The sequence below is a fragment of the Mycobacterium sp. 1245805.9 genome (genome assembly GCF_001672915.1).
Classification (GTDB): Bacteria; Actinomycetota; Actinomycetes; order Mycobacteriales; family Mycobacteriaceae; genus Mycobacterium.
Window position 1 is genome coordinate 1 of the sequence record NZ_LZKR01000036.1, and the last position, 12,320, is coordinate 12,320.

Annotated in this window: 12 protein-coding genes; 1 reads left to right on the forward strand and 11 read right to left on the reverse strand. The window is 68.9% G+C overall.

What is annotated here, in order from left to right; all coding sequences use genetic code 11:
* The 3 genes from dnaG to A9X00_RS06095 all read right to left on the reverse strand — a co-directional run.
* The coding region (gene dnaG / locus A9X00_RS06085) for a DNA primase (protein WP_232006693.1) at window positions 1–1,655 on the reverse strand (1,655 nt) is incomplete at its 3' end.
* 27 nt (window positions 1,656–1,682) lie between these two features.
* Window positions 1,683–2,282 carry a superoxide dismutase family protein gene (locus tag A9X00_RS06090; RefSeq protein WP_082974734.1) on the reverse strand — a complete coding sequence of 200 codons (600 nt, stop codon included), beginning with the start codon at window positions 2,280–2,282 and terminating at the stop codon, window positions 1,683–1,685.
* Window positions 2,283–2,292: 10 nt separating this feature from the next.
* A complete protein-coding gene (locus A9X00_RS06095; protein WP_067150510.1) occupies window positions 2,293–3,561 on the reverse strand; it encodes a deoxyguanosinetriphosphate triphosphohydrolase in 1,269 nt (422 codons plus the stop codon).
* A 40-nt stretch (window positions 3,562–3,601) separates the two neighbouring features.
* On the opposite strand from A9X00_RS06095, the gene A9X00_RS06100 reads away from it, so the two are divergent.
* Window positions 3,602–5,605 carry a TPM domain-containing protein gene (locus tag A9X00_RS06100; RefSeq protein ID WP_067150513.1) on the forward strand — a complete coding sequence of 668 codons (2,004 nt, stop codon included), beginning with the start codon at window positions 3,602–3,604 and terminating at the stop codon, window positions 5,603–5,605.
* 67 nt (window positions 5,606–5,672) lie between these two features.
* On the opposite strand, the gene A9X00_RS06105 is transcribed toward A9X00_RS06100, so the two are convergent.
* The 8 genes from A9X00_RS06105 to A9X00_RS06140 form a co-directional block, all read right to left on the reverse strand.
* Window positions 5,673–5,957, reverse strand: a complete 285-nt coding sequence (locus A9X00_RS06105) for a WXG100 family type VII secretion target (protein WP_066960736.1) — start codon at window positions 5,955–5,957, stop codon at window positions 5,673–5,675.
* A 29-nt stretch (window positions 5,958–5,986) separates the two neighbouring features.
* On the reverse strand, window positions 5,987–6,283 hold the full coding sequence (locus tag A9X00_RS06110) for a WXG100 family type VII secretion target (RefSeq protein WP_066914021.1): 297 nt from the start codon (window positions 6,281–6,283) through the stop codon (window positions 5,987–5,989).
* A 107-nt stretch (window positions 6,284–6,390) separates the two neighbouring features.
* Window positions 6,391–6,651: a hypothetical protein gene (locus A9X00_RS32725; RefSeq protein ID WP_067150576.1), complete on the reverse strand. Its 261-nt coding sequence runs from the start codon at window positions 6,649–6,651 to the stop codon at window positions 6,391–6,393.
* Between the two features lie 493 nt (window positions 6,652–7,144).
* The gene (locus A9X00_RS06120) at window positions 7,145–8,371 is read right to left on the reverse strand and encodes a PPE family protein (RefSeq protein WP_067150516.1); all 1,227 of its coding nucleotides are present in this window, start codon (window positions 8,369–8,371) and stop codon (window positions 7,145–7,147) included.
* 233 nt (window positions 8,372–8,604) lie between these two features.
* Window positions 8,605–8,889 carry a WXG100 family type VII secretion target gene (locus A9X00_RS06125; protein WP_067150518.1) on the reverse strand — a complete coding sequence of 95 codons (285 nt, stop codon included), beginning with the start codon at window positions 8,887–8,889 and terminating at the stop codon, window positions 8,605–8,607.
* A 28-nt stretch (window positions 8,890–8,917) separates the two neighbouring features.
* A complete protein-coding gene (locus A9X00_RS06130; protein ID WP_067150579.1) occupies window positions 8,918–9,214 on the reverse strand; it encodes a WXG100 family type VII secretion target in 297 nt (98 codons plus the stop codon).
* A gap of 84 nt (window positions 9,215–9,298) precedes the next feature.
* On the reverse strand, window positions 9,299–10,492 hold the full coding sequence (locus tag A9X00_RS06135) for a PPE family protein (protein ID WP_067150582.1): 1,194 nt from the start codon (window positions 10,490–10,492) through the stop codon (window positions 9,299–9,301).
* 369 nt (window positions 10,493–10,861) lie between these two features.
* The gene (locus tag A9X00_RS06140) at window positions 10,862–12,259 is read right to left on the reverse strand and encodes a glycine--tRNA ligase (protein WP_197515076.1); all 1,398 of its coding nucleotides are present in this window, start codon (window positions 12,257–12,259) and stop codon (window positions 10,862–10,864) included.
* Between the last annotated feature and the right edge of the window lie 61 nt (window positions 12,260–12,320).

Here is a 12,320-nt window from a genome sequence, read left to right on the forward strand (position 1 = left end):
CCGCGACGAAGGACTGCCCGGCCAGGTTCTGCTCGCCGCCGAACGCCTTCAAGGCGGCGGCGCGCCCGGCCGCGTCCCCGGAATCGCGAGCCGCCCGTCCCGACCCGCGCGACCCGATCCTGTGGGCCCAGCGCGAGGCCCTCAAGTCGGCGTTGCAGTACCCGGCGCTGGCGGGCCCGGTGTTCGACACGCTGACCGTGGAGAGCTTCACCCACCCCGGCTCGCGATTCCGTGGACGCGGTCGGGGCGGGGGCGGCGGGCTGACGCTCGGCCCGGCGGGGAGGCTCGGATGCGGAGCCGCTTCGAGAAGGGGACTTGGCCCGTTTGGCCTCGCCGCGGACCCGCTCGATGACCTGCGCGACGTCGTCCCAGCCGACCCAGCCGGCGAGCTGGCGGGCGTACTCGTCGCGCAGCGTGGGGTCCTTGATCTGGCTGACCATGGGCACGCAGCGGCGCAGCGCGGCGACCCGGCCCTCGGCGCTGTCGAGGTCCATCTCGGCGATCGTGGTGCGAATCGCGAACTCGAACAGCGGTGTTCGCCGCGCCACCAGGTCGCGCAACGCGACGTCGCCGGACTTCAGCCGCAGGTCGCACGGGTCCATGCCGTCAGGTGCGACCGCGACGAAGGACTGCCCGGCCAGGTTCTGCTCGCCGCCGAACGCCTTCAAGGCGGCGGCGCGCCCGGCCGCGTCCCCGTCGAAGACATAGATCAACTCCCCGCGGAAGAAGCTGTCGTCCATCATCAACCTGCGCAGCATGGCCAGGTGCTCGTCGCCGAACGCCGTGCCGCAGGAGGCGACGGCCGTGGTGACCCCGGCCAGGTGCATCGCCATCACGTCGGTGTAGCCCTCGACGACGACGGCCTGGTGCCCCTTGGCGATGTCGCGCTTCGCCAGGTCGATGCCGAACATCACCGACGACTTCTTGTACAGCGTCGTCTCGGGCGTGTTGATGTACTTGGCTTCCATCGGGTCGTCGTCGAACAGGCGGCGGGCCCCGAAGCCGATAACCTCGCCGGCCGCGGTACGGATCGGCCACAGCAGCCGCCGGTGGAAGCGATCCATCGGGCCGCGGCGCCCCTCCCGGGACAGCCCGGCCGCCTCCAGTTCCTTGAACTCGAAGCCCTTGCGCTGCAGGTGTTTTGTCAGCGAGTCCCAGCCCGACGGGGCGAACCCGCAGCCGAAATGGCGCGCCGCCTCGGCGTCGAAGTTGCGCTCCGTCAGGTACTGGCGCGCCGGTGCCGCCTCGTCGGACTCCAGCGCCGCCGCATAAAACTCGGCGGCCGCCGCGTTGGCCGCGACCAGCCTGCTGCGGCTGCCGCGATCGCGCTGCACGTTGGTGGCCGCCGCGCCGGTGTAGGTGATGGTGTGGCCGACCCGGTCGGCGAGCAGTTCGACCGCCTCGACGAAGCTGACGTGTTCGATCTTCTGGACGAACGCGTACACGTCGCCGCCCTCGCCGCACCCGAAGCAGTGGAAGTGGCCGTGGTTCGGGCGGACATGGAACGACGGCGACTTCTCGTTGTGGAACGGGCACAGGCCCTTGAGCGAATCGGCGCCGGCGCGCTTGAGCTGGACGTAGTCGCCGACGACCTCTTCGATGCGGGCCCGTTCGCGGATGGCGGCGATATCGCGATCAGAGATCCGGCCGGCCATCGGCCCAGTCTAAAACGCCGGACCGAATCAGCTCGCCGGCCCGATGACACCGCACGCGATCCGCTCCATCGCCTGGTCGCCGGCGCCGTGAATCATCAGCGCGGTCTTGTCCCCGGCCAGCAGCTGGTCCCTGGTGAACGCGTCACTGGTGGTCACCAGGTACGCCGAACCGTCCTGGCGGACCTCGAGCATCGTCAGGTCGCCGCTCTCGGGCATCCCGGTGTGCCCGGGCGCCTGGAAGTGCCCGCCGGCGGACAGGAAGTTTCCGGGCGGCCCGCCGTTCGGGGCGACGGAGTTGGGCTCACACTTGCCGACCGCGTGGATGTGCATGTCGTGCAGGCCGGGCGCGAGGATCCCGCCGGCAACCGTCTTGACCGTGATGGTGGCGTAGCCGTTGCCGAAGTCAAAGGTCGCCGTGGCCACGTCCTTGCCGTCGGCCGTCTTCAGTTGCGCCGTCAACGATCCGGCGGCGGGCGCCGGGCCCGACGTCGGCGTCGCCGGAGACCCGCTTTGGACCGGGGGCGTAGTCCCCGGCTGGCTGGTCGCGTGCTGGGGCGAACTGCATGCGTTCAGGGCCAGGACGGCGAGCGGCAGCGAGAGGGCGGCAACGGCGCGGGGTTTGGTCATGCGGGTAACGCTAACCGGTCGCCTCACGGGCGTCGATCCGCTCCAGCCGACCCTCGGTATAGGAGGCGACCTGATCGACGACGACCCGCAGCCGGGCGCGCTCGTCGGCGGCGGTGTTGAACGCCGCGGCGAACATGGGGTCGAGCGTTCCGGGTGCCCCGGCATACAGCCATCGCGCCACGCGATGGATGCGGTCGCGTTGCCGGGCTTGAGTGTCCAGATGCCGGGGGTCCGACATGATGAACTGCAGGGCCAGGATTTTCAGCAGGGCGACCTCGGCGCGCACCAGGTCGGGCACCTGCAGGTCGGCCCGGTAGCGCACCAGCGGCCCCGGGCCGGCCGCCGCCCGCGTGGTCGCAATGGCGGCCGAGGCGAAGCGGCCCACCAATTCACTGGTCAACCGCTTGAGCGCGACCGCCGCCGCCAGCGTCGCGTCGTACTTGCCGACCGCGGCGACCACGGGCAGGCCCGACAGCCGTCGCGCGGCGGCCATGAAGTCCTCGGCGCTGACCCGGGAGAATTCGCTCTCCCCCAGCTTGGCCAGCGCGGCCGCCTCGTCCTCGTCGGCCAGCACGCGCAGGTCGATGCGCTGCGAGACGACGCCGTCCTCGACGTCGTGCACCGAATACGCCACGTCGTCGGCCCAGTCCATCACCTGCGCCTCCAGGCACGTCCGATCCGCCGGCGCCCCCTGGCGAACCCAGGCCGCGGGCTCGCGGTCCTCGTCGTAGAAGCCGAACTTGCGTGCCGGACCCTCACCGCGGGTCCACGGGTACTTGGTGACCGCGTCCAGGGACGCCCTGGTCAGGTTCAGGCCCGCGCTATTGCCTTGCGCGTCAAGGACTTTAGGCTCGAGGCTGGTCAGTATCCGGAAATTCTGGGCGTTGCCCTCGAAACCGCCGTGCTCCGCGGCGAACTCGTCGAGCGCGCGTTCGCCGTTGTGCCCGTACGGCGGATGGCCGATGTCGTGGGCCAGGCCGGCCAGCTCGACCAGGTCGAGATCGCAGCCCAGCCCCACCGCCATCCCCCGCCCGATCTGGGCCACCTCCAGCGAGTGGGTCAACCGGGTGCGCGGGGTGTCACCTTCGCGGGGCCCGACCACCTGCGTCTTGTCGGCCAGGCGGCGCAGGGCGGCGCTGTGCAGCACCCGGGCGCGGTCCCGGGCGAAGTCGGTGCGGTGCTGGCCTTCCGTACCGGGCAGACCCGCCGTCTTCGCCGCTTCGTGCACCCGCCGCTGACGGTCGAAGTCGTCGTAGGGGTCCTGCTGATGCGTACTCACCGCAGCACAGTCTGCCAGGGACTGCGGGCTAGATTGACCTATGCGCTCCGCTCGGCTGCTCGGCGTGATCCTGACGATCCTCACGGGTCTCGGCGCGGGGCTGCTGCTGGCGCCGACGGCGGCCGCGCAACCGCCGTTTCGGCTGCCGGATCAGGTCACCGACAACGCCAACGCGCTGCCGGATTCCGCTCGCGCCGCGGTCACGTCGGCCACCGACAAGCTCTACGCCGACCGCCACATCCGCCTGTGGGTGGTCTACGTCGACGACTTCTCCGGGGAAAGCGCGGAGAACTGGGCGAGGCGCACCCGAACCGCGAGCGAGTTGGGCGACTACGACGCGCTGCTGGCCGTCGCCACCACCGGCCGGTCATACGCGTTCTTCGTTCCGTCGGCGATCACGAGCGTCAACGCGAGTCAGGTTGATCAGCTGCGGCGCACCAAGATCGAGCCCGCGCTGCGTAACGGCGACTGGGGCGGTGCCGCGGTGGCGGCGGCCAACGGGCTCAACACGCCGCCCCCAGCGTCGGGTCGCCTTTTCCTGCTGGTCGCCCTGGCCGTCGTTGTCGTCGCCGTGGTGGTGTTGCTGGTGGTGATGCGCTATCGCCGCGGGCGGCGGCGCGCCGCCGAGTTGGCCGCGGCGCGGCGCGTCGATCCCGCCGATCCCAACGCGCTGGCCGCGGTGCCGTTGGCGGCCCTCGACGACCTGTCGCGCTCGCTGGTGGTGGAGGTGGACAACGCGGTGCGCACCAGCGCCAACGAGTTGACGCTGGCGATCGACGAGTTCGGTGAGGAGCGGACCGAACCGTTCACCCGGGCGGTGACCAACGCCAAAGCGACTCTGGCGCAAGCCTTTACCGTCCGCCAGCAGCTCGACGACAGCATGCCGGAGACGCCCGCGCAACGGCGCGACATGCTGACCCGGGTGATCGTCTCGGCGGCGCACGCCAACCGCGAACTCGAATCACAGCGGGAGGCGTTCGAGGAGCTGCGGGTCCTGGTGGTCAACGCGCCGTCGCGGTTGGACGCGCTGACGCAGCAGTATGTGGAGCTCACCGCGCGCATCGCGCCGGCCGAGCAGCGGCTGGCGGAGCTGCGCAAGGAATTCGACGCCGCGGCCTTGACTTCGGTGTCCGGCAATATCGCAAGCACCAACGAGAGGCTGGCGTTCGCGGACCGCAACATCAGCTCGGCCCGCGAGCTGGCCGGCGTCCAGGGCGGACAGCAGGCCGCGTTGGTCGATGCCATTCATGCGGCCGAGGCGGCGCTCGGGCAGGCCCGCGCGCTGCTGGATGCGATCGACAACGCGGACAAGGACATCAGGCACGCCGTCGCCACCTTGCCCTCGCTCATCGACGGGATCCAGGCGGGCATCTCGCGCGCCGACGAGCGGCTGCAGAAGGCGCGGGGCACCGGCTCGGGCCGCGCCGTCGAACTCGCTGCCGCCCGCGACGAGGCGACCGCGGCCATCACCGGAGCCCGCGGCGGTGGCGCCGCCGATCCCCTCGGCGCGTTCGCCCGACTGACCAAGGCCGACGCCGGCCTGCATCGGGTCCTGGCCGCCGTCGCCCAGGAGGAGGCTGCCGCCGAGCGGCTCGAGCGTTCCTTCGAGCAGGCGGTGTTCACCGCCCAGGCGCGGGTGCGCGCCGTGTCCGAGTACATCGACACCCGCAGGGGCAGCATCGGAGCCGAGGCCCGGACCCGGCTCGCCGAGGCCAGGCGACACCTGCAGGCCGCGCAGGAGAAGAGGGCGGCGAACGTGTCCGAGGCGATCGCGCACGCGAACGCGGCGTCGACGCTGGCCGCCAACGCCCAGGCGCTGGCGAACGCGGACGTCCAGCGGGCCCAGCGCTTCTATGCCCGCCGCGGCAGCAGCGACACCGGCGCCATGATCGGCGGGATCATCATCGGCGACCTTCTCAGCGGGGCCATGCGCGGTGGGCTCGGCGGCTGGAGCCCCACCTCGTTCGGCGGCGGTCCGAGCGCCTCGGGCTCATGGGGCGGCTCCTCGGGGGGCGGGCTCATGGGCGGCGGCGGGCGGTTCTGAGACCCGGCGGACAAAGAACGGGGCCGCACACCGATCGGTGTGCGGCCCCGCCTTGAAACGTTGCGAATCAGGCCCAGCTGGACCCGACGGCGCTGTCCGTGCTGGCCATGTTGCTGCCAGCCGACTGCACCTTCTGGCCGTGCGAGTTGGCCTGCTCGTAGATCACCTGGAAGTTGCGACCCAACTGGGTGATGAACTCCTGGCAGGCCACCGAACCGGCGCCACCCCAGAAGTCACCAGCGGCCAGCACATCGCGAACGATGGCCTGGTGCTCGGCTTCCAACGACGCGGCCTGGGCGCGAATCGTCGCACCATGGGCGTCCACATCGCCAAACTGGTAATTGATGGTCATGTTTTCCTCCTGAAATAAAAGTGTGGGGGCTAGCTGCCGAGGATTTGCTGCGAGGCCTGCTCTTGCTGCTCGTAGTTGTTCGCGTCGCGGATCAGCCCGTCACGCACACCGTGCAGCATGTTCACGATGTTGCGGAACGCCTGATTCATCTGACCCATGGTGTCGTAGGACGTCGCCTGCGCCTGGCCACTCCAGCCCGCACCGGCGATGTTCATCGACGACGCCCACATCTTGCGAGCCTCGTCCTCAACGGTCTGCGCGTGGACCTCAAACCGGCCCGCCATCGCCCGCATCTCATGCGGGTCAGTCATAAAGCGTGTTGCCATGTTGCCTTTTCTCCTTCTGGATGAATTTCTTGCCTTGTGATACTGGTCGGCCGTCGCAACTGGCTGTTACGCGGCATTAAAGCCGATGGCGAGATACTCCCTCTCTCTCAGCCGGCTGCTGGAGAAGTCGGTATCACGCCGGTAGTCCGCGGCAAGTCGAAGCGAGGTTCCGCCTCGCCCTGCCACTCGCTCCATTCGGCCCATTCGTTCCACTCGTCCATGCCCTCTGCGGTGGCCTCCGGGTTCAACCCGTCGGCCGCCTTGTTGCCGGCATCGGCGCCCTCTTCCGGCTCCGGTGCCCAATGGTCATAATCATCCGGCGGCACGGCTACACCCCACTTGAGGGGAACCGATAGGCCGCCGAGCATGCCGGACTCACCACGCTTCGCCGCTACCGCATCGTCCGGCAGCGGCGAACCAAGAGGCAATAGCACGCTGCCCCCTTCCACAGCCGTCTCCGTACTTTTCACCCGGTGCTGACAAACCATCACCGAGTACTTCGCATCGTAAGTCAATCCGAAGCACAATGCCCGAGTTTGATGGATTTCGCTCCTTTTAGAACAAATGCGCGAACATCGGCGGGCCGGTGGGCGGATGTCGGGCGGAGCGCCCCACGGCATCGCGCCCCGCCCGGCCGCGACCGCCCAATTGCCGCGCGGCTCGAGACTGCCCCGGAAGTCGTTGCCGCACAACACCTTCCGGACCGGACAGTTGATCCCAAAATCGAGTTGGAACGCATTGCGGCCGTTTAGCTGGGCCGCGGCGAAAAAAAGATCAGTTGGCCGCCGGTAAACATGCCAAAGGCGCTGACAACACCCATTTCCTCCAGGGTGTCGCCCGCGCCTTGGTGGCTGATTAGGACTATCCGACGCCGGTACGCGGTACCACGCTGGGCCGCGACTGGATCACGTGCGTCGGGCTGGCCCCACCGCGGCCCATCATCCCGCCGGGCATGCCTCCGCCTCCCATACCGCCGCCCATCGGCATCGGCATCATCGGCATGCCGCCGCCCATCGGGGCACCGGCCGCCGCTGCGGCGGCGGCGCCGGGCATCTCGCTGCCCAGGCCGGACATCGCCGCGCTGACCATCCGCGCCGGCGCCGAGCCCTGCCAGTTCGGGGGCACGGACATCGCCCCGACCAGCCGGGCCTTGCCCAGACCGGCCTCGGCGCCACCGTGGCCGCCGATCCCGCCGAGTCCCTTGCCCATGCCCGCCGGAGCGGCGCTGCTGACAAATTTCGCCGGGTCGACGGCCGCACCCGTCGCGCCGGCCAGCGCCGCCGCGTTCGAGCCGCCCATTCCCGCTTGGGCCGCCATCATGATCGGCGACATCATCATGCTGACCGGCATCATGCCGACCTGCGCGACGGTCGACAGCGACGAAATCGGCGCCGCCGAAGCGAGGGCCGACGCGCTACTCACCGCCGACGTAGCCACCGAAGAGGCCGTCGCAATCGCCGATGACGAGCCGACCGCGGCCCCCACCGACCCCGCCAGGCTCGCGGCCTGCGACGCCACACCGGTGAGCGGCGCGGACAGCAGGCCCGTCAGGCCCGACAGGTTCACCGGGGGCAGGCTGAACGACGGCAACGCCGCGGCCACGCCCAGCGCTCCGCCGTGGTAGCCCACCATCGCGGCCACGTCCTGGGCCCACATCTCCATGTACTCGAACTCGGTCATGAAGATCGCCGGGGTGTTCTGGCCCAAGATGTTCGTCGCGATCAGCGCCATGAGCTGGGCGCGGTTTGCGGCGATCGCCGGCGTGGGCACCGTCGCCGCCAACGCGGTCTCAAACGCCGAGGCCGCCGTCCGGGCCTGAAGGGCGGCGGTCTCCGCCTGCCCCGCGGCCGCGGTCAACCACCCCACATAGGGCGTCGCGGCCGCCGCCATCGACATCGAGGCCGGGCCCGCCCAGGCCCCGTCGGTCAACCCGGTGACGACGTTTTGAAACGACGACGCCGCGCCCGCCAGGTCCGTCGCCAACGAGTCCCAGGCCGATGCCGCCATGAACAGGGGCCCCGACCCCGCGCCGGCGAACATCAGCGCCGAGTTGATCTCCGGGGGAAAGAACGTAAAAGCAGGAACCATCACAACCCCTCCGGCCGCACCGACGGCACAGTCCAACGATCGACGGACACCATTCCTTGATAGTAGGGCCATCGCCCATCAAAAGTCCGGCGTTTTACCAAACCGTCAAGACCGCCGTGACCGCGAGTTCGCGCCGGGGACCGGTCCGCGTAACCCGTCGGGGCGGATCGGGGTGATGGAACGCCTCGGGCGCGGGTAACACGCGCCGTGTCACCCGCGCCCTTGGAGGCCGATCAGGCCCAGCTGGACCCGACGGCGCTGTCCGTGCTGGCCATGTTGCTGCCCGCCGTCTGCACCTTCTGGCCGTGGGAGTTGGCCTGCTCGTAGATCACCTGGAAGTTGCGACCCAATTGGGTGATGAACTCCTGGCAGGCCACCGAACCGGCGCCACCCCAAAAGTCACCAGCGGCCAGCACATCGCGCACGATGGCCTGGTGCTCGGCCTCCAGCGACGCCGCCTGCGCGCGAATCGTCGCACCATGCGCATCCACGTCCCCGAACTGGTAGTTAATCGTCATCGCTCAATCTCCTAACGCCGTAAAGCCGCTAACTGCTCAGAATCTGCTGCGAAGCCTGCTCTTGCTGCTCGTAGTTATTGGCGTCGCGGATCAGCCCGTCGCGCACGCCCTGCAGCATGTTCACAATGTTGTGAAACGCCTGGTTCATCTGTCCCATCGTGTTGTAGGACGTCGCCTCGGCGGCCCCACTCCAACTGGCGCCGGAAATGTTCTGCGACGAGGCCCACATCCGACGCGCCTCATCCGAAACCACCTGGGCATGCACGTCGAAACGGCCTGCCATCGCGCGCATTGCGTGCGGGTCGGTCATAAATCGCGTAGCCACCACACTGCTCCTTTCATCAACAAAATGTTTCGGTTAAGCGCCGCTGCGGCGCCCAACGTCCAAACCCCGCCTACCACCCCCGCCCTATCCGACCCCGACGCGCGGCACCACGCTCGGCCGCGCCTGTACGACGTTGGGGCTGGCCCCGCCGCGGCCCATCATCCCGCCGGGCATGCCGGCGCCGGCGCCCATGCCGCCCATAGGCATCGGCATGAAGGGCATACCGCCCATCGGCGCCCCGGCCCCCGCGGCGGCGGCGGGCATCTCCCCGCCCAGTCCCGACATCGCCGCACTGACCATCCGAGCCGGCGTCGACCCCTGCCACGTCGGCGGCACCGACATCGCCCCGACCAGCCGCGACTTACCCAGTTCCGCGGAGGCGCCGCCCAGGCCCGCACCGCCCAGGCCCCCGCCGCCGAGGCCCTTCGTGGCGGGAGAGGCTGCGCTGACGAACTTCGCCGCGTCAGCGGCGCCGGCCGCACCGGTTGCGCTGGCCAGGGCCGCCGAATTCGCGCCCATGCCCGCTTGGGCCGCCATCATGATCGGCGACATCATGACGCTGACGGGCATCATCGCGACCTGGGCGAGCGTCGACAGCGACGAAATCTGCGGCGACGAAGCCAGGGCCGACACCTGCGACACCGCGGACACGACCGTGTCCGTCACCGGCGCCAACCCAGTGGTCAGTCCGGCAACCTGCGACGCCACCCCGGCCAGCGGCGCAGCCACCAACGTCGCTAGGCCCGCCAGGTCCACCGGCGGCACGCTGAACGACGGCAACGCCGCGGCCACGCCCAGCGCTCCGGCGTGATACGCCAGCATCGCGGCGACGTCCTGGGCCCACATCTCCAGGTACTCGAACTCGGTCATGAAGATCGCCGGGGTGTTCAGGCCCAAGATGTTCGCCGCAACCAGCGCCATGAATTGCTTGCGGTTCGCCGTCACCGCCGCGGGAGGCACCGTCGCCGCCAATGCCGACTCGAACGCCGTCGCCGCCACGCGGGCCTGGGCCCCCGCGGCCGCCGCCTGCCCCGCTGCTGAACTCAACCACCCCACGTACGGCGCCGCGGCCGCCGCCATGGCGGCCGACGACGGACCCGTCCACGGCCCGCCGGTCAATCCGGTGACAACCGAGTTGAACGACGACGCGGCACCCGACAGGTCGGACGCCAGCGCGTCCCAGGCCGATGCCGCCAAAAACAACGGCCCCGAACCCGCCCCGGCGGTAATCCGCGCCGAATTGATCTCGGGCGGCAGCCAGGAAAAGTCGAGAACCATCACGACCCCCGTACAGCCGGCCGCGGCGAGCGCCATGGCGCTGCCCGGAAATCAACACACACCACTGCCGGATCGTAAGCCCAAAATCGCCGAACTACCGCATCTTTTTTCTAAACTTGAATCGATCGAAAAGATAAACTTGACCGAGTCAACTACACAAACTTGATTCAATCCGAAAACGGCTTGTCAGACGCCGCGTAGCAGCGCCGTTTGCCCGGTCACGGCCGGGTGGGCCGGATGCGCCGCACAAATTGCTATTGCAAATTCCCGCGTCGGACGAAATTGAATCTTTTCGAATTCTTCGTCGATAGCGGCGACAAATTATGGCCGGGCACAATCGCCCTATTCACGCCCCCATGCACCCGGCGCCTAGCAACCCTTGAGGCGCGTCGCCAGGTAGTCGGCGACGGCGCCGATGGCGACCCGGTCCTGGGTCATCTTGTCCCGCTCGCGCACGGTGACGGCGTCGTCGGAGAGCGAATCGAAATCCACCGTCACGCAGAACGGCGTGCCGACCTCGTCCTGGCGCCGGTAGCGGCGCCCGATGGCGCCGGCGTCGTCGAACTCGATGTTCCAGTTCTTGCGCAATTCGGCGGCCAGGTCGCGGGCCTTGGGGCTCAGGTCGGCGTGCCGCGACAGCGGGAGCACCGCCGCCTTGATCGGCGCCAGCCGCGGGTCGAGGCGGAGCACCGTGCGTTTGTCCATGCCGCCCTTGGCGTTGGGGGCCTCGTCCTCGGTGTAGGAGTCGATCAAAAACGCCATGAACGACCGCGTCAGGCCGGCTGCCGGCTCGATGACGTACGGCGTGTATCGGGTGTCGTTGACCTGGTCGTAGAACGACAGGTCGACGCCGGAATGCTTTGCGTGCGTTGACAAGTCGAAGTCGGTTCGGTTGGCAACGCCTTCCAGCTCGCCCCACGGGTTGCCGACGAAACCGAACTTGTACTCGATGTCGACGGTGCGGTCCGAGTAGTGCGACAACTTCTCCTTGGGGTGCTCGTAGAGCCGCAGGTTCTCCGGATCGATGCCGAGGTCCACATACCACTCGCGGCGCGTGTCGATCCAATACTGATGCCATTCCTTGGCGGTCGACGGCTCGACGAAGAATTCCATCTCCATCTGCTCGAACTCGCGGGTGCGGAAGATGAAGTTGCCGGGGGTGATCTCGTTGCGGAAGCTCTTGCCGATCTGGCCGATGCCGAACGGCGGCTTGCGGCGGGCCGTCGTCACCACGTTGGCGAAGTTGACGAAGATGCCCTGCGCGGTTTCGGGCCGCAGATAATGCAATCCCTCCTCGGTTTCGATGGGCCCGAGATAGGTCTTGAGCATCATGTTGAACTCGCGCGGCTCGGTCCATTGGCCCTTGGTGCCGCAGTCCGGGCAGACGATCTCGGTCATCGCCACCGAGTCGGGGTCTTCGATCCCCTTCTTCGCCGCGTAGGCCTCCTGCATGTGGTCCTGGCGGTGCCGGTGGTGACAGTTCAGGCACTCGACCAGCGGGTCATGGAAGACCTCGACGTGGCCGGAGGCCACCCACACCTGGCGCGGCAGGATGATCGACGAGTCGATCCCGACCACGTCGTCGCGGCCGGTGACGACCGCGCGCCACCACTGGCGTTTGATGTTCTCCTTGAGCTCCACGCCCAGCGGACCGTAATCCCACGCCGATTTGGTGCCGCCGTAGATCTCCCCCGAGGGAAAGACGAAGCCCCGCCGCTTGGCCAGGTTCACAACTGTGTCGATGACGGACGCCACGGGGCAGTGCACTCCCTCTCGAAGATCCGGGCAGACAGGTGGGCGGCGAAGGCCGCCCGCAAAACATCAGCCA